This window comes from Janthinobacterium sp. SUN073 (assembly GCF_030397665.1).
GTDB lineage: Bacteria > Pseudomonadota > Gammaproteobacteria > Burkholderiales > Burkholderiaceae_D > Janthinobacterium.
Genome location: NZ_JAPUBT010000008.1, coordinates 1 through 20977, shown reverse-complemented (window position 1 = coordinate 20977; position 20977 = coordinate 1). Strand labels below are relative to the sequence as shown.

At 61.7% G+C, this 20977-nt stretch carries 17 protein-coding genes and 1 pseudogene; 15 read left to right on the top strand and 3 right to left on the bottom strand.

Annotation, left to right across the window (positions count from 1 at the left end):
* The 5 genes from O0882_RS20220 to O0882_RS20200 all read left to right on the top strand — a co-directional run.
* Window positions 1-790, top strand: a 790-nt coding sequence (locus O0882_RS20220) for an MBG domain-containing protein (RefSeq protein WP_289950861.1), incomplete at its 5' end; no start/stop codon positions are given.
* A 29-nt stretch (window positions 791-819) separates the two neighbouring features.
* A complete protein-coding gene (locus O0882_RS20215; RefSeq protein ID WP_289950860.1) occupies window positions 820-2484 on the top strand; it encodes a ShlB/FhaC/HecB family hemolysin secretion/activation protein in 1665 nt (554 codons plus the stop codon).
* A 311-nt stretch (window positions 2485-2795) separates the two neighbouring features.
* Window positions 2796-3683: an RNA ligase family protein gene (locus tag O0882_RS20210; protein ID WP_289950859.1), complete on the top strand. Its 888-nt coding sequence runs from the start codon at window positions 2796-2798 to the stop codon at window positions 3681-3683.
* The gene (locus O0882_RS20205) at window positions 3683-4822 is read left to right on the top strand and encodes an AAA family ATPase (RefSeq protein ID WP_289951233.1); all 1140 of its coding nucleotides are present in this window, start codon (window positions 3683-3685) and stop codon (window positions 4820-4822) included. Before O0882_RS20210 ends, O0882_RS20205 begins: the two co-directional genes overlap by 1 nt.
* Window positions 4823-5043: 221 nt before the next feature.
* Complete coding sequence (locus O0882_RS20200) at window positions 5044-5931, top strand: NAD(P)H-binding protein (protein WP_289950858.1); 888 nt, start codon at window positions 5044-5046, stop codon at window positions 5929-5931.
* Between the two features lie 3 nt (window positions 5932-5934).
* Here O0882_RS20200 and O0882_RS20195 read toward each other — a convergent pair whose 3' ends face one another.
* The 3 genes from O0882_RS20195 to O0882_RS20185 form a co-directional block, all read right to left on the bottom strand.
* Complete coding sequence (locus tag O0882_RS20195; protein ID WP_289950857.1) at window positions 5935-7665, bottom strand: cobalt chelatase; 1731 nt, start codon at window positions 7663-7665, stop codon at window positions 5935-5937.
* Window positions 7662-8591 (bottom strand): AAA family ATPase, encoded by a 930-nt coding sequence (locus O0882_RS20190; protein ID WP_289951231.1) that lies wholly within the window; start codon window positions 8589-8591, stop codon window positions 7662-7664. The genes O0882_RS20195 and O0882_RS20190 overlap by 4 nt, the downstream gene beginning before the upstream one ends.
* A gap of 86 nt (window positions 8592-8677) precedes the next feature.
* Window positions 8678-9520, bottom strand: coding sequence for an IclR family transcriptional regulator (locus tag O0882_RS20185; protein WP_099664793.1), 843 nt, complete (start codon window positions 9518-9520; stop codon window positions 8678-8680).
* Between the two features lie 264 nt (window positions 9521-9784).
* Here O0882_RS20185 and xsc point away from each other — a divergent pair, with 264 nt between their 5' ends.
* The 10 genes and pseudogenes from xsc to O0882_RS20135 form a co-directional block, all read left to right on the top strand.
* Window positions 9785-11539: a sulfoacetaldehyde acetyltransferase gene (xsc, locus tag O0882_RS20180; protein ID WP_289951228.1), complete on the top strand. Its 1755-nt coding sequence runs from the start codon at window positions 9785-9787 to the stop codon at window positions 11537-11539.
* Window positions 11540-11737: 198 nt separating this feature from the next.
* On the top strand, window positions 11738-12154 hold the full coding sequence (locus O0882_RS20175) for a nuclear transport factor 2 family protein (protein WP_289950856.1): 417 nt from the start codon (window positions 11738-11740) through the stop codon (window positions 12152-12154).
* A 25-nt stretch (window positions 12155-12179) separates the two neighbouring features.
* Entirely contained in the window at window positions 12180-13619 is a 1440-nt protein-coding gene (locus tag O0882_RS20170) for an FAD-binding oxidoreductase (protein WP_289950855.1), read from the top strand.
* 159 nt (window positions 13620-13778) lie between these two features.
* Entirely contained in the window at window positions 13779-14792 is a 1014-nt protein-coding gene (tauA, locus tag O0882_RS20165; RefSeq protein WP_289951226.1) for a taurine ABC transporter substrate-binding protein, read from the top strand.
* A gap of 84 nt (window positions 14793-14876) precedes the next feature.
* Window positions 14877-15692 (top strand): taurine ABC transporter ATP-binding protein, encoded by an 816-nt coding sequence (locus O0882_RS20160; protein WP_289950854.1) that lies wholly within the window; start codon window positions 14877-14879, stop codon window positions 15690-15692.
* Window positions 15693-15771: 79 nt separating this feature from the next.
* Window positions 15772-16566, top strand: a complete 795-nt coding sequence (locus tag O0882_RS20155) for an ABC transporter permease subunit (RefSeq protein ID WP_243136601.1) — start codon at window positions 15772-15774, stop codon at window positions 16564-16566.
* 290 nt (window positions 16567-16856) lie between these two features.
* Window positions 16857-18290 carry an amino acid permease gene (locus O0882_RS20150; RefSeq protein WP_289950852.1) on the top strand — a complete coding sequence of 478 codons (1434 nt, stop codon included), beginning with the start codon at window positions 16857-16859 and terminating at the stop codon, window positions 18288-18290.
* Window positions 18283-19503, top strand: a complete 1221-nt coding sequence (locus O0882_RS20145; RefSeq protein WP_289950850.1) for a molybdopterin-dependent oxidoreductase — start codon at window positions 18283-18285, stop codon at window positions 19501-19503. Before O0882_RS20150 ends, O0882_RS20145 begins: the two co-directional genes overlap by 8 nt.
* Before the next feature lie 10 nt (window positions 19504-19513).
* On the top strand, window positions 19514-20128 hold the full coding sequence (locus O0882_RS20140; RefSeq protein ID WP_289950849.1) for a c-type cytochrome: 615 nt from the start codon (window positions 19514-19516) through the stop codon (window positions 20126-20128).
* A gap of 669 nt (window positions 20129-20797) precedes the next feature.
* A pseudogene (locus tag O0882_RS20135) lies at window positions 20798-20977 on the top strand (hypothetical protein); the annotation flags it as partial.

Sequence of the window (20977 nt, the reverse complement as noted above, 5' to 3'; positions counted from 1 at the left end):
CAAAGTCTACGGCAACATCGACCCAAGCTTGACCTATCAGGTCACGCAGGGCAGCCTGGTCGCGGGTGACAGCCTGGGCGGCGTGCTGCGCCGTGCTGCCGGTGAAAACGTGGGCAGCTACACCATCGACGCCTCGGCCTTGGCCAACGGCAACTATGTGGTGACGGCGCACAACGGCGCCTTGAGCATCGCCGCGCGCCCGATCACGGTGACGGCCGATGCGAAGAGCAAGGTCTACGGCAACATCGACCCAAGCTTGACCTATCAGGTCACGCAGGGCAGCCTGGTCGCGGGTGACAGCCTGGGCGGCGTGCTGCGCCGTGCTGCCGGTGAAAACGTGGGCAGCTACACGATCGACGCCTCGGCCTTGGCCAACGGCAACTATGTGGTGACGGCGCACAACGGCAGCTTGACGATAGACGCCGATCCGTCATTGGAAAATGCAATTCGTTTGGCGCGGCGCCAGGTCACCACTGGCACCAACGATGTGGCGGCTGGCACGACGGCTTCCGCTGCTGGCCTGGCTGTGCCGGGCGTCGCGTATGCAGCCGATGGCGTCAGCAGTGTGCCAAACGGCGGCGTCAGCCTGATCGGTGGGCTGGCCCTGGTGCCGGTGGTAGAAGAGGCGAGATCCGCGCCAGCGGCTACCGGCACGGCGCCAGATACGCTGCTGGCCGCGTTGCCAGCGTCGGGCAGCAGCGGCATGCCAGGCATTACCCGCATCTTTGTCGTCAACGGCGGCATTAACGTTGCTCCCGCCGTCCCGGTCTCCGAGGGCGTGGCGCAATGATAGTACTGACTCAATATGAAAAAACATCTATGAAAAAACAACAATATCCACAACGCACCGCTGTTGCCATGGCGCTGGGATGGGCTTTATTGCATTTTGCACCGGTAGCACAGGCGCAAGTTCCCCCTGACGCGGGGCAAACCCTGCAGCAGTTGCAGCCGCCGATTGCACCGCCACGCGAAAGCCAGCCACTGAAGATTCAGGCGCCGCTGGGTTCCGCTGCCATCGTACCGGGAGGCGCGACGGTAGTTTTGCGATCGCTCAAGTTGACGGGCAATTCCGTCGTTGCCGAGGAAGCGCTGCGCGCGGTATTGGGCGATGTCACGGGCAAGACCTTCGACCTGGCCGGTTTGCGCGGCCTGGCCCAGCGTATCACTGACTTTTACCAGGCCAGTGGCTACCCGTTTGCCCGCGCCATCCTGCCGCCGCAAGACCTGGAGCACGGCGACTTGCGCATCGACGTCATCGAGGGGCGTTATGGCGCGGTGCAGGCAGAATGCGATGATAGCGCCCTGGCGCAGCAGGCGACGGCCTTCCTCGATGGTTTACGTCCCGGCAGCGTGATCACCAGCGGACCGCTGGAACGGGCCACCCTGTTGCTGGACGATTTGCCCGGTATCCAGACCAACGCCACGATGCGTCCTGGAACGCTGGCGGGGACGGGCGATTTGATCGTCCAGGTTGCCCGCGACCAGCGCGTCAGAGGTGACATCGGCCTGGACAATGCAGGCAGCCGCTACACGGGGAAAAACCGCGTGCGTGCGAATGTCGACATCAATAGTCCCTTCCTGCTGGGCGACCAGCTCACCGTGCGTGCGCTGCTGAGCGAGGAGAAATTGTGGCTCGGCTCGCTTGGCTACAGCCTGCCGTTGGGAGCGTCCGGCTTGCGCGGCAACGTAGCTTACTCGCACACCAGCTATGAGCTGGCGAAGGAATTTGCCAGCCTGCATGCGAACGGAACTGCGAAGGTTGCAAGCGCTGGCCTCAGCTATCCCATTTTGCGCTCGCAAAAGGCCAATCTGACCTTGATCGCCACCTATCAATCGAAGGATTTGCACGATAACCGCGACAGCACCCAGACCTACGAAAGCAAGTCCAGCCAGTCCATGCCACTGGCCCTGCAATTCGATTACCGCGACGTGTTCGATGGCATCACCTACGGCAGCGTGAGCTGGACTCCAGGCAAGCTGAAACTTGATGCGGGCTTGACGGCCGTTGATGATTACAAGAGCAACGGTCGTTTTCACAAGGTCAATCTCGATGTGGTGCGCCTGCAATCCTTGCCCGCCGGTTTCAACCTGATGGCCCACCTGAGCTGGCAGCAAGCCAACAAGAACCTGGATTCGTCCGAAAAGCTGAGCCTGGGCGGCGCCAGTGGCGTGCGCGCGTATCCATCCGGTGAAGCCACGGGCGACGAGGGTGGCCTGGCACAGCTGGAACTGCGCTATGACGCTGGCGCCTATACGCCATATGCCTTCATGGATGCGGGGCGCATCACGGTCAACGCCAAGCCGGTGGTGGCCGGTGACAACCGGCGCAGCCTGAGCGGCGGCGGCCTGGGCTTGCGCTACCAGCGGCAGGCATGGAGTGCTGACGTGGCTCTGGCCTGGCGCACCATAGGCGGCCGTTCACTGTCGGAAACGAACAGCGATCCCAAACCGCGCGTCTGGCTCAACCTCGAGTACCGCTTCTAACCGGCAAGCTGCAAGGCGCACGATTAACATGTGCGCCTTGCAAAATATGCAAACAGCCGTTATATTCCCCGTTCTTTCCAGAACCTCTTCTTTATTGGAGCCAAAAGTGCCTCGCTACTTCGCCATCACCTGCTAACGCTGACGAAATGCTCTTGCAGCATCGTTCGGCGCGTTGACGCCCCCGATTGCTGCGGCACTGCTCTTTCCGCACACGTATCCAGGACCACTGTCCTGATCGTCCACGCCCGAACACGTCGTCAGTATCCCTGACCCTGTATGGACACGCCCCGGTGAACGCGGCGTGGGACGCTATGTTTTTACAATCTTTACCCTTATTCAAATACCCGCGCACGCCGCACCTGGAAGGCTCGCGCCTGCAGGATGGTGACGACGGTTCCGACCAGATGCCCCTGAAAAAGCTGGCCGGCCAGTACGTCGTCATCGAGGAAAAAATCGATGGCGCCAACTCTGCCGTGTCGTTCAGCGATGCGGGCGAGGTGCTGCTGCAGTCGCGCGGCCACTATCTGGCGGGCGGCGGCAGCGAACGCCAGTTCAACCTGCTCAAACCGTGGGCGCACGCGCATGAACACGCCTTGCTGCATCTGCTGGAAGATCAGTATGTGCTGTTTGGCGAATGGTCTTACAGCAAGCATTCCGTGTTTTACGACCGGCTGCCCCATTATTTCAACGAGTTCGACGTGTACTGCCGCCGTACGCAAATGTTCCTGTCGACGGCGCGCCGCCACGCCATGCTGGCCGGCTCGCCCGTGCTATCCGTGCCCGTGCTGTATGCGGGCGCCATGCCCGCGTCGCCGAAGCAGTTGTGGCAACTGCTGCGCCATTCGTTGGCCAAGTCCCGCCTGTGGCGCGACGCTTTCGAAGGCGTGGTGGCGCGCGAGCGCTTGCCGCTGGACCTGTGCTGGAAGCAGACGGACAAGTCCGACCACGCCGAAGGCCTGTACCTGAAAGTGGAAGACGACGCGCAAGTGCTGGCCCGCTACAAGCTGGTGCGGCATGACTTTACGCAAACCATCCTCGACAGTGGCTCGCACCACAGCACGCGTCCTCTGATCCCGAATCTGCTGGCCGACGGCGTGGACTTGTACGCGCCGCAGCCGCTGGTCACGTGGGAAAGCCTGGGTTTACACACCTGCCGCTCGCTCGACGAACTGGCAGCATTATCAAGGAGTACGCAATGATGAACTGGAAAACCCTGCAGCAACTGGTGCCGCAAGCGGGCCAGTCGCCCGACTTCAGCGCCTGCCTGGCCGCCTTTCCGCAGCTGGAACTGGCGAAAACGACGCCGCAAAACCCCGTGTACCACGCGGAAGGCGACGTGTGGACGCATACGATGATGGTGGTGGAAGCGCTGCTGGGCATGCCCGACTACCAGCAAGCCACGCGGGCGGAACAGGAAATCGTGTTTCTGGCCGCCTTGCTGCACGACGTGGCCAAGTGCAGCACCACGGTGATCGACCCGGTGACGGGCGCCATCGGTCAGCCCGGCCACTCGCGCAAGGGCGCGCTCGATGCGCGCATCGCCCTGTGGGATATTGACGTGCCGTTTGCCGTGCGCGAGGAAATCTGTCGCCTGATCAATGTGCATCAGGTGCCGTTCTTTGCGCTGGAAACATCGCGGCGCGGCGTCACGCCGGAATTTACCGTGCGCGAACTGTCGTGGCAGGTCGATATCCGCCTGCTGGCGATGCTGGCCGAAGCCGATATTCGCGGCCGCATCTGTCCCGATCCGCAACGCATTTTGGATGCCATCGAGCTGTTCCGCGAACTGGCGCGCGAGGAGGGCTGCTACGGCCAGCGCCGCGCCTTTGTCGACGACCACACGCGCGTCAAATACTTTCGCGGCGCCGAGGCGCATCCCGACTATCCGCTGTTCCAGGAAGCAGGTTCGCACGTGATCGTCATGTCGGGTTTGCCTGCCTCCGGCAAGAACACGTGGGTGGACAAGCATCATCCGCGCCTGCCCGTCGTGTCCTTCGACGATGCGCGCATCGCACTGGGTTTGAAGCACGGCAAGAATGAAGGGCAGGTGGGCGACTACGCGGAAGAGCGGGCGCGCGAACTGTTGCGCAAGGGCGAACCGTTCGTGTGGAACGCCACGCATCTGTCCCGGTTGATGCGCGAAAAGACGCTCAACCTGCTATACAAATACCATGCGCAGGTGGAGCTCGTGTATCTGGAGCAGCCGCGCAAGGAATTACTCAGGCGCAACGGCCGGCGCGATACGTCGCTGAGCAACAAAAAGCTGCAGGGCATGCTGTGGAACTGGGAAATCCCGCTGCCGATGGAAGCGCACACCGTGCGTTACTGTGTGGATTAGCCCCGCAGCGCTCAGGCGCCGTTGAAAGCGCTTGACCGGGTGAGCGCCACGGGCCATGCTGGGCGCATGACACTTGTTTTCCCTTCTTTCCTGTAAACCAGCCGCAGCGCCGCCCCGCAGGGGGCGGGCCGCCGCATGGCCATCTTTGATCTCATCACATCATCTGCGAGCGATGCCGCCCCGGCATGGGGCTTGCCTGCGCTCGCCACAAGGAAAAGAACATGAAAACAATGCATCTCGCCGTCGCCGGCGCCTCCGGCCAACTGGGCTCCCTCGTCGTCAATGAACTCATCGAGCTGCGCGCCAGCCGGCCCGGCATGACGCTCACCGCCATCACCCGCACACCCGATCGCCACCAGGCTTGGCTGGAGCAGGGCATCGGCGTGCGCTTCGGCGATTACGACCAGCCGCAGGATCTGGCGGCAGCCTTTCACGGCGTCGAGCGTCTGTTGCTGATCAGCACGAATACCATCGACGGCACGGGTCGGCGGCTGGAACAGCACCGCCATGCCATCGAAGCGGCGCGCCAGGCCGGTGTCGGGCATATCGTCTACACCTCGTTCCTGCAGCCGGAAGAGGGCAAGAGCTCGCTGCTGAACGACGACCACCGGGCCACGGAAGCGTTGCTGAAAGAGGGCGGCATCGGCCACACGATCTTGCGCAATGCGTTTTACCAGGACTTGCTGCTGGTAGTGCTCGGCACCGCGGCCGCGGATGGCCAGTTGTGCACGGCCATGGGACAAGGCCATGTGTCGTACGTGGCGCGCGAGGATTGCGCCCATGCGGCAGCGGCGGCGTTATCGGATGGCTACCTTGGGCGCCGCATCCTGGACATTACAGGTCCCGCCGCCCTCGATGCGCAGGCGCTGGGCGCCATCGCCGCCCAGGTATTCGGCAGGTCCGTCCAGGTCGTGGCTCTCGATGCGGAAGAGCGCGTGCGCCATTTCATTGCCGGCGGCATGCCGGCGCCGATGGCGCAGATGCTGGCGGGCATCGAGCGCTGGCTGGCCACCGATGCGATGCACATCGTCAGTGACGACTATGGCGCGTTGACGCGCAGGCAGGCATCATCCGTGCAAGCCTTCCTGCAGGCACTTGCGCCGGCATAACGATTACTTTTTCCGCCCGCCGAGCAACTGCGCGATCTCGCTGAACAATTCATTGTTCAGCGAGGCGGGCAGGGTGGTGGCCAGGCTGCGGCTGTAGTAGGCGCCCAGGTCCAGGCCCAGGCCCAGCCCGCAGATTTCCACGGCGCCCTGCGCTTCGCGGCGCGCCACCACTTGTTTCAAATGATGGGCCAGGTAAAACTCGTCGTTGGCCAGATTCGTGGCCGTATCCATCGGGCAACCGTCGGAGACGACGAGCAGGATGCGCCGCCGTTCCGGCCGTGCCAGCATGCGCGTGCAGGCCCAGTCCACGGCTTCGCCATCGACGCCTTCGCGGTACAAGTCCGCTTTCAGCAGGGCCGCGATATCGGGCCGCGCGCGGCGCCAGCGCGTGTCGCCATCCTTGAACACCATGTGCACGAGTTCATTTAAACGCCCCGGATTCGCGGGTGAGCGGGCGCGCATCCAGTCGCGTTTTACTCTTCCCCCATTCCACGCGCCCGTCGTAAAGCCCAGCAACTCCGTCTTGACGCCGGCCTGGTCCAGCGCGCGCAGCAGGATGTCGAGCAGCACGGCCACCGATTCCGCATGCGTCTTCATGGAGCCGGAGCAATCGACGAGAAAGGTGACCAGGCAATCGGCCTGGGGCAGGAATTGTTCCTTGCGGAACAATCTGCGCTCCGAAGGCGAGCTGATCAGCTGCGCCAGGCGCCGCCCGTCGATGTAGCCTTCTTCCTCGCCAAACGACCAGCCATCGCGTTGGGGCACGGCCAGCAATTGCGTGAAACGCCGCGCCAGGCGCGCCGTGTTGATGCCCAGGCTGGCGATGCGACCATCCATGCGCTCGCGGTAGTCGAGCAGCAGGGCGCGGCGCACGAGATCGCCCGCTTTTTCTTCGCGGTCGTATGCCGTGGAGTACGCGCGGTAGGCACCATCGCCATCGCTGAAGGCGCGGCTCTCGCCCAAAGGCGCCGCATCGGGAAGGTGGTCGTTGTCGCTGTCGAAATCGAGCAGCAGCTTGAACGCCGCCTGCGCCTTGGCCTCGCCTGCCTCGTCCTGGCTACCGTCGCGCGCCGTTTGCGCCTCTTTCAGCATGGCGTCGACGGCATGGGCGATGGCCAGCGCATGGCGCGCAAAGGCCGCCTGGTTCGCGCGGTGGCGGCGCAAGCCCGCCAGGTCGCCGCTCAGTTGCGACGACACCGACCAGCGCGTCGCCTCGATAAAATTTTCCGTTTTTTCCAGCACGGGCCTGGCCGTCAGGCGCGACCAGCACATCTGGAACACAGTATACAAGAGCAAGCCCGAAGCGCCTTCGGCCAGGCCGGAATCGTAAAACGCGTGCGACCAGGCAGTAAAGCGGTGGCGCAGGTTGGCGATGACGCCAGCGTGGTGCTCTGGCGCAAGTGTTTCCACCCTGAGCTGTTCCAGCAGTTCGAAGACGAGGCGCGCCACGCCTTCGGGCGGGCACAGCGACTTGTGCAGGGCCGCATCCGTATGCAGCAGGCGCAGGGCCACGCTGTCGGCCGCGCCGCGCATCGAGGGCAAGTCCTGCAGCGCCGCATCGGGCTGCAGATGGGCGGCGTGGATAGGCAGGGGGCGGTGACCGTCGTGCAGGCGCCGGCCCCGGTAGCGTATCGAGGGAGAACCACTGAGCGCGCGGATGGCGCCCGCGCACAGTTCATCCGTTTCCTGCTGCTCGCGCGTGTAGGGGGCAGGCGCGGTCGCGTCCGTACTCATGCCTGGCTCGCCAGCAATTCCTCATTGAAACAGCGCTGGAAATACTCGGCCACCATGGGCCGTTCGGCCTCGTCGCATTTGTTGAGGAAGGACAGGCGGAAGGCCAGCGCCGGGTCGCGGAAGATCTGGCAATTCTCCGCCCAGGTAATCACCGTGCGCGGCGACATCAGGCAAGCCAGGTCGCCCGCCGCATAACCGTGGCGCGTGAGGCTGGCCACGGCCACCATGGAGGCCGCAAGCTGGCGGCCCGCCGCATCGTTCATGGCGGGGACTCTGGCCAGCACGATTTCCGTTTCTTCCGCCTGCGGCAAATAGTTTAACGTGGCAACGATGTTCCAGCGGTCGATCTGCGCGTGATTCAGCACTTGGGTGCCGTGGTACATGCCGTTCAGGTTGCCCAGGCCCACCGTGTTCGAGGTGGCGAACAAACGGAAGTGGGGATGCGGTGTGATGACGCGGTTCTGGTCGAGCAAAGTAAACTTGCCGTCGCGCTCGAGGATGCGCTGGATGACGAACATCACGTCGGGGCGGCCCGCGTCGTATTCATCGAAGATCAGGGCCACGGGGCGCTGCAATGACCAGGGCACGATGCCTTCCTGGAATTCGGTGACTTGCTGCTGCTCGCGCAGCACGATGGCGTCCTTGCCGACCAGGTCCAGGCGGCTGATGTGTCCGTCCAGATTGACGCGCACGCAAGGCCAGTTCAGGCGCGCCGCCACTTGCTCGATATGCGTGGACTTGCCCGTGCCGTGCAAGCCTTGCACCATCACGCGGCGGTTGTGGCTGAAGCCGGCCAAAATCGCCAGGGTCACATCCTTGTTGAAGCGGTAGGCGGGATCGATGTCGGGCACGTGCGCGTCGCGCTCCGTGAAGACGGGCACGAGCAGGTCGCTGTCGATATGGAACAGGCCGCGCACGGACTGCATGGTTTGCGCCGCTGCGGCGGGGGGATGTTGGCGTGAATCTGGCACCTTGTTCTCCTGATCTGGCCGCAGCATGGGTGCCGCAGCGGTTATGAATTACCTGCTTGCAATGCGTCGTCATCCCCGCCCGTCGTCGGCATGGTTTCCGATTCGATGGCGGCCAGGGCTTGCGCGGCGCGTTGCAATGCTGGCAAGAAATGTAAAGCCTTGTCGTGCGTCAAACGGATGATGGGCGCCTGGATCGCCACGGCCAGGTTCGAGCGGCCGTTCGGGTTCGGCACCAGCACGGCCACGCACAGCAGGCCGGGCAGGAATTCCTCGTCGTCCAGCGCATAGCCGTTGCGGCGCACCAGTTCCAGTTCGCGTTCCAGCTTGACGGGGTCCGTTTCCGTCTTGTCCGTAAAGCGCGTCAATTCCATGTGGCCCAGCAGGCGGCGCCGTTGCACGGGCGTCATTTGCGCCAGGAACAGCTTGCCGCTGGACGAGCAGTGGGCCGGCACGCGCGAACCTGGGTGCAGGTAGAAGCGCAGCGGCGCCGCCGTTTCCACGCGGTCCAGATACACCACTTCACTGCCGCTGAAGGCCGTCAGGTTGCAGCTTTCGCCCACTTCCTCGACCAGCTGGCGCAAGACCATGCGGCGGGCACCATGGAACGTGTTGTTGATCAGCAGGTTCGATGCCAGCCGGCGCAGGCGCACGCCCGTGCTGTAGTGGCGGCCATCGCTTTCGCGCTGCAGCACGCCCACGCTTTCCAGCTGTTGCAGCATGCGGTGCAGGGTGGGTTTTGGTAGCCCCGTTTCTTCCACCAGCGCTTGCAGCGACAGCAACTGGTCTTTTTCGGCAATCACTTCCAGCAAGGCAAACAAACGCATCGTGGGCGTGTCGCCTTCCAGTTTTTCCGGCTCAAGTTTTGGGGATGAAATCATGTCCATGGTGGCCTCGGTGTGGTGTCTGTCGTGTTATTTCATTTTCGAACTCAAATTGTACCGTTTCCTCGAAATTCTGTTTGACTTTTGATTGTCGAGCGCTTAAATTGAATTGTATATCAAATTTCGGAACAAAATATACCGTTTTTTAGCAAATAAGTGCCACATCATTCAATGACAGACCAGGAGACACCCATGAACGACCTGACAGACCAAAAAGCAGCCGCCGCACTGAAAGTACATATTGATATCCCCACCGGCCCGCAAAAGATGACGCCTTCCGAAGCGTTCGTGGAAACCCTGGCAGCCAATGGCGTGACAGATATGTTCGGCATCATGGGCTCGGCCTTCATGGACCCGATGGACATCTTCGCCCCCGCCGGCATCCGTTTGATTCCCGTCGTGCACGAGCAGGGCGCCGGCCACATGGCCGACGGTTACGCCCGCGTCTCGGGCCGCCACGGCGTGGTCATCGGCCAGAACGGCCCTGGCATCAGCAATTGCGTCACGGCGATTGCCGCCGCCTACTGGGCGCACACCCCGGTCGTCATCATCACGCCGGAAACGGGCACGATGAGCATGGGCCTGGGCGGCTTCCAGGAAGCGAACCAGCTGCCCATGTTCGAGGAATTTACGAAGTATCAAGGCCACGTGACCAATCCGGCCCGCATGGCGGAATTTACGGGCCGCTGCTTTGACCGCGCCATGTCGGAAATGGGCCCGACGCAACTGAACATCCCGCGCGACTATTTCTATGGCGAAATCAAGGCCGAAATCCCGAAACCGAACCGCCTGGACCGTGGCGCCGGCGGAGAGCACAGCCTCAATGAGGCGGCGGAACTGCTGGCCAAAGCCAAGTTCCCCGTCATCATCTCGGGCGGCGGCGTGGTCATGGGCGAAGCGATCGAAGAGTGCAAGGCGCTGGCCGAGCGCCTCGGCGCGCCAGTGGTGAACAGCTATCTGCATAACGACTCCTTCCCCGCCAGCCACCCCCTGTGGTGCGGTCCATTGGGCTATCAAGGTTCGAAAGCGGCGATGAAACTGATCGCCAAGGCCGACGTTGTCGTGGCCCTCGGTTCGCGCCTGGGACCGTTCGGCACCTTGCCGCAGCACGGCATGGATTACTGGCCGAAAAACGCCAAGATCATCCAGATCGATGCGGACAACAAGATGCTGGGCCTGGTGAAAAAGATTTCGGTGGGCATCTGCGGCGACGCCAAGGCGGCCGCCAAGGCGATTCTCTCCCGCCTGGATGGCAAGACGCTCGATTGCGATGCCACGCGCGAGGAGCGCTTTGCCACCGTGCAAGCAGAAAAAGCCGCGTGGGAAAACGAACTGGACAACTGGACGCACGAAAAAGATGCGTACAGCCTGGACATGATCGAAGAGCAAAAGAAAGAGCCGGGCAATTATCTGCACCCGCGCCAGGTCTTGCGCGAGCTGGAAAAAGCCATGCCGGAAGACGTGATGGTGTCGACCGACATCGGCAACATCAACTCGGTGGCCAACAGCTATCTGCGCTTTGAAAAGCCGCGCAGCTTCTTTGCGGCGATGAGCTTTGGCAACTGCGGCTACGCGTTTCCGACGATTATCGGCGCCAAGGTGGCCGCACCGCACCGTCCGGCCGTGTCGTATGCGGGTGACGGCGCCTGGGGCATGAGCTTGATGGAAACGATGACCTGCGTGCGCCACAACATTCCCGTCACGGCGGTGGTGTTCCATAACCGCCAGTGGGGCGCGGAAAAGAAAAACCAGGTCGATTTCTACAACCGCCGCTTCGTTGCCGGTGAGCTCGACAACCAGAGCTTCGCGGAAATCGCGCGGGCCATGGGCGCCGAAGGCATCACGGTCGACAAGCTGGAAGACGTGGGCCCGGCCTTGAAAAAGGCCATCGACATGCAGATGAATGAAGGCAAGACCACCATCATCGAAATCATGTGCACGCGCGAGCTGGGCGACCCGTTCCGCCGCGATGCGCTGAGTAAGCCGATCCGTCATCTGGACAAGTACAAGGACTATGTTTAATTAGGTGAGCCAGCCTGTGAGGGTGGTCTGCGACCAAATTCTCACAAATTGTCACCAAAACATCACAGTTTCATTAAAGAATACAAGGCGTCCCGTTTTTTGGATTATTTGATTTGACAAGGCCATGCTTAAGGCTTAAATTCAATAAAAGACAAAAAACGGAACGTAGCGTATCAAAAACGATTTACGGAGACCACCATGAACCACCCTGTACCGCACACCGACGCCGTGACTACTGATTTCCTGCAAGCGTTCGGCGATGCCTGGAACTGCCACGATATCGACGCCCTGATGGCCGCCATGGCCGACGACTGCGAATTCCACGCCGTGGCCGGTCCTGACTTGCTGGGCAAGAGTTTTATTGGCCGCGATGCCGTGCGCGCCGGCTTCGAGTTGGCCTGGCAAACCTTCCCCGACGCCGCCTGGCTCAACCCGGAACACTTCGTCAGCGGCGAGCGCGGCGTGACGGAGTCGACCTTTGCCGGCACCAAGGCGGACGGCACGCGCATCGAGGCGCGCATGGTCGACATCTTCACTTTCCGCGATGGCAAGATCGCCGTGAAGAATGCCTTCCGCAAGGATCGTCCACCGGTCGCTACCGGCAACAAAGCCTGAGCCAGCACGTTCACCAGGAATGACCATGAACAAACCTGTCGACACTCCATCTGACGTATTGGGCAACAGCACCGCCGCCCGCACGCCTTACGATCCCGCCTTCGATCCGCTGGTGGCCCAGCGTCCCGGCCACGGCAATGCCTACGCGCCCACCTACTGGATCGGCACGGCCGGCGAGCCGCCCGCCGACGACGGCCCCATCACGCATGACATCGACGTCGACGTGGCCATCATCGGCTCGGGTTTTACCGGTCTCTCCTGCGCCATCTTCCTGGCCCAGGAACACGGCATCAAGGCCACCGTGCTGGAAGCGAACCGGGTCAGCTGGGGCTGCAGCACGCGCAACGGCGGCCAGGCGCAATGCACGACGGGCCGCCTGAAACGCTCGCAGTGGATAGACCGCTATGGGCTGGACACGGCCCTGAAACTGCACACGGAAGTGTGCGACGCGATGCAAACGTTCAAGAAGATCACGGCCGACATCGATTGCGAGCCGCAGCCGGGTGGCCACCTGTACATCGCGCACAAGGCGAAAGCCATGCCCGCCCTGGTCAAGGAAGCCAAGCTCATGCGCGATGTCTTCAAGTACGACGCCCGCATCCTCGACGCCGACACCGTCAAGCGCGAATTCGTTGACGACAAGGAAGCGGCCGGCGCGCTGCACGAGCCCGAAGGCATCGGCATCCACGCGGGCAAGCTGGCTTTCGGCTACCTGCGCAAGGCGCGCGCGCTGGGCGCCAAGGTGCACCCGTCCAGCCCCGTGATGGGCTGGGAAACGCGCAACGGCGTGCATTATCTGCAAACGCCGGGCGGCGTGGTGCGCGCCCGATCCGTGGCCGTGGCAACGGGCGGCTACACCTCGCCGCATCTGCATCCGCAAGTGAAGAACCGCTTGTTGCCGATTTTGTCGAATTCGCTCGTCACGCGTCCGTTGACCCCGGCGGAAATCGAGGCGTGCAATTTCCGCACCCACCAGGTGATCACGGATACGCGCATCCTGCGTCACTACTATCGCTTGATGCCGGACAACCGTGTGCAGATCGGCAGCCGCAGCGCCATTACGGGCGCCGATGCGCCGGACGATAAATACAAACAGTTTTTGATCAACGATCTGCACCGCAAGTTCCCCGCGCTGACCGGGATCGGCATCGATTATTCGTGGTGGGGCTGGGTCGACGTCAGCCACGACATGATGCCGCGCATCGTGCAACCGGACCCGAAGCAATCGATCTTCTATTCGCTCGGTTACGGCGGCAACGGCGTCATGTATTCGGCGCAGGCGGGCCGGCGCATGGCCGAGCGCATCGCCGGCAAGGCCAGCGACACGGGTTTGCCGATCTTCAATTCGAAACTGCCGTACCCGAACATGATGGAACTGGTCGAGTCGCAAGCGTTCGCCCCGTTCCGCCGCCTGGGCCAGCGCTTCCTGTACCGCTGGTATCACTTGAAGGATGAAGTGTTTTAAATAGTAATAGCTGTAGCCGTACTAAGCCGCCGCATGGTTGACAAAGAGCAACCAGCGGCGCCTCCCGCATGGGATGAGATTGCCCGCACGTTCACACATAACAATAACTTGGAGTGAGACATGAACACATACACGAGCAAAAACACGGTATTTTCAACGATGCGCCGCGCCGTCCTCGGCACCCTGGTGCTGGGTGTCGTGGCCGCTTCCAGCGGCACGGCCTTTGCGCAAGGCAAGGAAGTGACGATTGCCTACCAGGAAATCAACGGCCCGTTCCTGGTGGCCATAGCCAGCGGCGAAGTGGAAAAAACCACGGGCTATAAAATCAACTGGCGCAAGTTCGATTCGGGCGCCAAGGTGGCCACGGGCATGGCGTCGGGCGACGTGCAAATCGGCGTCATCGGTTCCAGCCCCCTGACGGCGGCCGTCAGCCGCGGCGTCGATCTGCAGCTGTTCTGGATCATCGACGACATCAATGAAGCCGAAGCGATGGTGGCCCGCAATGGCGCCGGCATCAGCAAGCCCACCGACTTGCGCGGCAAGAAGATCGCCGTGCCATTCGTTTCCACTACGCACTTCCACACCATGTTCGCGCTGGAAACGTGGGGCATCAAGCCATCCGAAGTGAAATTGCTCAACATGCAGCCGAACCAGATCGCCGCCGCGTGGGAACGGGGCGACATCGACGCCGCCTTCGTGTGGGACCCGGCCTTGAGCAAACTCAAGCAAAACGGCAAGGTGCTGGTGACCTCCGGCGAACTGAGCAAGAAGGGCAAGGCCACGTTTGACGGCATGGCCGTCGAGCGCGCCTGGGGCGAAGCGAATGCCGACTTCATGGCCAAGTTCGTCAAGGTGATGGCCGCTTTTGATGCCGACTACCGCGCCAATCCGAAGGCGTGGACCATCGATTCGCCGCAAGTGAAAGCCAACGTCAAGCATTCGGGCGCGGCTGCCAAGGACGTAGCCGCTTCCGTGGCCCTCTACGCCTACCCATCGCTGCAGGAGCAGGCTTCGCCGGCCTGGCTCGGTGGCGGCGCGAAGGGCGGCGTGGCGCAAGCCTTGCTGGCCACGGCGCAATTCCTCAAGGGCGAAGGCAAGATCGACACCCTGGCAACAGATTACGCCAAATATGTGACACCCAAGTATGCACAGGCCGCCGGCCTGCTGAAGTAAACGTTGTGCGATGGCGCGCCTGCGGGCGCGCTGACTCGAACACAATGCGTTGAACTGAAGTTACTACACCTATGCGGGGATACGATGGAAAACCTGTACGTCAAGGATGTCAGCGTAATTTATCCGGGCAAGACGGCCGGTGAACGCGTACATGCCTTAAATAATATCAATCTCACCATCAATAGCGGCGACTTCGTCGTCGCGCTCGGTGCTTCCGGTTGCGGCAAGACAACCTTGCTGAGCCTGATGGCGGGCTTTATCGCCCCATCCAAGGGCGAAATCATGCTCGGGGATAATAAAGTCGAAGGACCGGGCGCCGACCGTGGCGTGGTGTTCCAGAAACATGCCTTGCTGCCATGGCTGAACGTGATGGAAAACGTGGAATTCGGCCTCAAGCTGCAAGGCGTGGCGAAATCCGTGCGGCGCGAACAGGCGGCGAAAAACCTGGCGCTGGTGGGTTTGAAGGACTTTCACGATAATATGATTTATCAATTGTCGGGCGGCATGCAGCAAAGGGTGGGCATCGCCCGCGCCCTGACCAGCAATCCCGCCATGCTGCTGATGGATGAACCGATGGCGGCGCTCGACGCGCTGACCCGCGAAACCATCCAGGAATTGCTGCTCGATATCTGGGCCAAGTCCAGCACCATGTTTTTCTTCATTACCCACAGCGTCGACGAGGCGCTGTTCCTGGCGAACCGGCTGATCGTCATGTCGCCCCGTCCGGGCCGCATCACGCATACCTACGAACTCGATTTCAACAAGCGCTTTCTCGAATGCCGCGATGCGCGCGCCGTGAAATCGAGCCCGGACTTCATCGCCATGCGCGAAACAGTGCTCAACATCATTTATGGCGACGAGCGCGCAGTCAACAAAGAGCTGGAGGTGTCCCATGCATAGCCCATCCGTCGTGGGATTTCCTCCCACCACCGCCAAGCGCGCCGGCTTTTTTGCGCGCCTGTTCGCTCCCCGCTGCGCCATGCCAGGCGAAGCGTTCGGCGCGCCGGGGCAGGGCAATTCCAGCCGCATTGCCAGCGTCACCGTCATCGTCGTGCTGTTGTTATGGTTTGGCGTGACGGCCAGCGGCATGGTGAAACCCTTGTTCTTGCCTTCGCCGCAAGCCGTGTACGAGAAATTCATCATGGCGGCCACCACCGGTTTCGGCGGCGCTACCCTGTGGGAACACACGGTCGCCAGCCTGGTGCGCGTGTTCGGCGCCTTCGGCCTGGCTTGCGTGCTGGCCATTCCCATCGGCGTGATGATGGGCGTCAATCGCGTGGCACGCGGCATCTTCGATCCCTTGATCGAGTTCTACCGTCCGTTGCCGCCGCTTGCTTACTTGCCACTGGTCATCATCTGGTTCGGTATCGGCGAATTCTCGAAGGTCTACCTGATCTTCCTGGCCATCTTCGCGCCAATGGCCATCGCGGCCCGCGCCGGCGTCAGCTCGGTGTCGCTGGAGCAAATCCACGCGGCCTATTCGATGGGCGCCACGCGCTTCCAGGTCATCGTGCACGTGATTCTGCGTGCCGCCATCCCGGAAATTCTCACCGGCATGCGCATCGGCATCGGTGTGGGCTGGACCACGCTGGTGGCGGGCGAGATGGTGGCAGCCACGCGCGGCCTCGGCTACATGGTGCTGAGCGCCTCCGAGTTCCTCGCCAGCGATGTGGTGATCATGGGCATTATCGTGATCGGTTTCTTTGCTTTCCTGTTTGATTTGATGATGCGCTACCTCGAACGTACCCTCGTGCCATGGAAGGGCAAGGTGTAAGACGTTCCCGGGAGTGGCGCGCACGCCACAAGTGTTGCCGCCGCTCCCTTTTTTTAACCAGCAATAACTCAGCCATACCCCGTACGTATCCTCCAGCGCGCTTGCCTCTTGGCTGCCGCGCCGGGCCGCTGCATTTCCAGATTGACTTATGGCATGCAGCCAACCAGACTGATTTGATGATGTATCGATGCTGCTTGACGGTGTTGCCCAAATAAAACAAAGCCGCGCGGCAGGAACAGGCCGCAGCAGGCGAGGGCGCACCGAGCTTCAGATATTACTAGGAGACAAAAATGATTAGCGACAACCACAACAACACGGGCTTGCAGCACTCGCTGAAGCAACGCCACATGAGCATGATCGCCATCGGCGGCGTGATCGGCGCCGGCCTCTTTGTCGGCAGCGGCGTGATCGCCAAGGCCGCCGGCCCGGCCGCCATCCTTTCCTTCCTGCTCACGGGCGGCCTGGTCGTCCTGATCATGCGCATGCTGGGCGAGCTGGCCTCGTCCCTGCCCGTGGTCGGTTCCTTTTACGAATATGCGCGCCTGGCCTTCGACGACAAGCCGAAAGTGTCGAAATTCCTCGGCTTCATGAGCGGCTGGATGTACTGGTATTTCTGGGTCGTCGTGGTGGCCCTGGAAGCCATCGCCGGCGCCAAGCTGGTCAACTTCTGGCTGCCCGACGTGCCATCGTGGGCCATCAGCCTGGTGTTGCTCGTGTCGATGACGGTGCTCAATCTGTTCTCGGTGAAAGCGTTTGGTGAATTCGAATTCTGGTTCGCCTCGATCAAGGTGGTCGCCATCGTCGTCTTCCTGTTCGTCGGCGCCCTGTTCATCACGGGCAGCTTGCCCAACAGCATCCCGACTCTGGGCTTTTTGACCAGCAATGGCGGCTTCATGCCGCACGGCTGGGGACCCGTGCTCAGTGGCGCCGTCGCCGCCACGGCCTTTTATTCGGGCGCCGAAATCGTCACCATCGCCGCCGCCGAAACGTCGGACCCGGCCAAGGCCATCGCCCGCGCCACCAATTCCGTCATCACGCGCGTGCTGATGTTTTATGTGGGGTCCATGTTTGTCGTCGTCTGCATCGTGCCCTGGGATTCGCCGGCCATCGCCACGCCTTTCGTCAGCGCCCTGACCGTCATGAACATTCCGTACGCGGCCCACATCATGAACGCCATCATCCTGACGGCCGTGTTGTCGGCCTTGAATTCGAGCTTGTACGCCTCCTCGCGCATGATCTTCGCGCTGACGCGCCGCGGCGACGCGCCGACCGGCCTGGTTAAACTGAGCAAGAATGGCGTGCCCATTCGCGCCATCCTGTTCAGCACCCTGTTCGCCTACTTCGCCATTGCCGTATCGTATGTATCGGCCGACCTCGTGTTCCCCTTCATCGTCAATTCCTACGGCATCCTGATCCTGTTCGTCTACCTGCTCATTGCGATATCTCAATTGCGCCTGCGCCGCCGCCTGGAACGCGAATGTCCCGAACGCATCAAAGTGCGCATGTGGCTTTTCCCCTACCTGACGTATTTCACCATCATCGCCATGCTGGTGATCCTGGGCGCCATGAGTGTGTCGTCCGATACGGAGCAGCGCGTGTCGTTCTGGTTCGGCCTGTTGAGTGTGGTCATCATGAGTGTCATGTACTACATCAAGAAACTGGTCAACGATGACCGCAACGGCGGTGCCTCCGCCGACACCAAAGTGGAGCTCAAACATGTCTGATACGACCTTGTTGCCTGCCAGCCGGCGCCGCTTCCTGGGCACGACGGCCGCCCTGGGCGCCGCCGCCGTGGCGGGGCCCGCGTTGAGCGCGTCCGTCACCTTGCCGTTTGAAAATGGCGAGCGCGAACTGGTGGCCTTCCCGCAAAAGCGCCCGCTGATCTTGCTGACCAGCCGTCCACCCCAGCTGGAAACGCCGTTCAGCGTCTTCAATGAAGGCGCGATCACGCCCAACGATGCGTTTTTCGTGCGCTATCACTGGAGCGGCTTGCCTACCAGCATCGATGGCGACAGCTACCGGCTGCGCATAGCCGGCCTGGTGAAGACGCCACTGGAGCTGTCGCTGGCGCAACTGAAACAGCTGGCCGAACCCGTCGACGTGGTGGCCGTGACGCAATGCTCGGGCAACAGCCGCGGCTTCTTCGCCCCGCGCGCGAATGGCGGGCAACTGGGCAATGGCGCCATGGGCAATGCCCGCTGGACGGGCATCCCCCTGAAAACCGTGCTGGAAAAGGCCGGCATCGCCTCCGGCGCCGTGCAAGTGGCTTTCAATGGCCTGGAAACGCCGCCCGTGGGCGATGGTCCCGATTTTCAAAAAGCCTTGTCCGTCGAGCACATCATGGCCGGCGACGTTCTGCTGGCCTGGGCCATGAATGGCGAAGACATTCCTTTCCTCAACGGCTATCCGCTGCGCCTGATCGTGCCCGGCTACTACGGCACTTACTGGGTCAAGCACCTGAGCGACATCACCGTGCTCGACAAGCCCTTCGACGGCTTCTGGATGAGCACCGGCTACCGCATCCCCGACAATGGCTCCGGCTTCATCGAGCCGGGTACACCGGTGGGCAAGACGACCCCCATCAGTCGCCTCAACGTGCGCTCCTTTATTACCAGCGTGCAAGATGGCGCGCAAGTGAAGGCCGGGCGCGACCTGGCCCTGCGCGGCATCGCTTTCGATGGCGGCCAGGGCATCAGCGAAGTGGCGATTTCAGCCGATGGTGGCCACAGCTGGCAGGAAGCAAGGCTGGGCCAGGACCTGGGGCGCTTTTCGTTCCGGGAGTGGAGCATGGTCTTGAAGGCGCCGCGCAAGGGCAAGCACGTGCTGATGGTGCGCGCCGTCAACCGCATCGGCCAGAGCCAACCGATGAAAGCCCTGTGGAATCCCATGGGTTATATGCGCAACGTGGTGGAAACCACGCGCATCGACGCAGTGTAAGGAGAGCCATATGAAGATCTTGTTTGCCGCGCTGGCACTGTCGGTGGCGGGCAGCGCCTGCGCGCTGGAAATCCATTTGCCACCGGAAACGGCGACTTACAAACCCAGCGAATTGCCCGGCTACCAGCTGGTGCAGCGCAACTGCATGACCTGCCACGCGGCGCAGTATGCATCGAGCCAGCCGCCCGCCTCGCCGCGCGCCTACTGGGAAGCGACCGTCAAGAAGATGAAAAAGCCGTTCGGCGCCCAGTTTGATGACGCGGACATGCCCGCCATGGTCGACTACCTGGTGAAAACCTATGGCGCGGAGCGGGGTGCCGCCGTACCTGCCGCCGCCATGGCCAGGCCAGCCGCAGCGGCTGTCCCGGCCGCCAGCGGCAAGGATGTCAACACCTTGCTGGCGGCGAATGGCTGCATGGCATGCCACGCCCTCGACCAGAAAGTGGTCGGCCCGGGTTTTGCCGAGGTGGCAGCCAGATACAAGGGCAAGGACGGCGTCGCGGCCGTGGCGGCGAACATCCGCAGTGGCGGCGCCGGCAAATGGGGCCCCGTGCCCATGCCGCCATTCAGCCAGCTCAGCGTCGCCGATGCGGCGACCCTGGCGAAATACGTGCTGTCCAGGTAGCGCCTGGCCAGACCAGTGCAGTAGCGCACTTCCTCTCTTCTTTCTCTCCACAGGCCTGCAACACCTCAACCCCTGGCTGAGGTGTTGCAGGCCTGTCACGCCAGTGTTCCTCGCGGAAATTTAAGCAGCCGCTCCTTCCCGTAGCGCATCGTCAAAAATAATTTATATATCAATATTCATGTATTGAAAATTTATTTTTGCAAGTATGTGACATACCAAGACGCCAAAAGAAAGTGTGTCATGGGAGTCGTATCCCCGTACAGAAAAAATAACATTGTTTTGTGTTGCCGTATTGCTAACGCCTTGCCCAATTTCCAGATGTGAGGCGTGCAAGGAATAGCATATTGATAGTGGTGATGTTGCAATATTGTTGTGTTTAGACAACGATTTTCTTAGTTGAAACGCGCATTTTCATAGGATTTTTCGTATTTTAGGACTATCGCCATTGAGGTCGCACCAATGTGGTGAACGAGGTCATCAGATAGGTATTTTCTCGCCTGACGAAGGGCTAAAATGGATTAATGTTGCTGAGCGGAACTTGATTTTCCAGTTGCTATAAAATTTAACACTGATGTCAAAAAGATACTCCTGTTTCAGCTTTTGTATCCCCTCGTTGGTGCAGCCGGAAGCGGCGTGTCTGGCGCGGGCGCACCGCCAGAAAGGATGACCTTGAACACAAAATTACTTCCCCTGACCCTGCTGGTTCTGATCCAGTCCGCCTGGGCCGTCGATCCCCCCAGCGCAGGCAGCCAGCTGCAGCAGATTCCCGTCGCGCCCCAGTTGCCGAAGGCGGCACCGGCCATCCGCGTGCAGCAGGGCAATGTGCCGGCCACCACGCTGGGCGATACC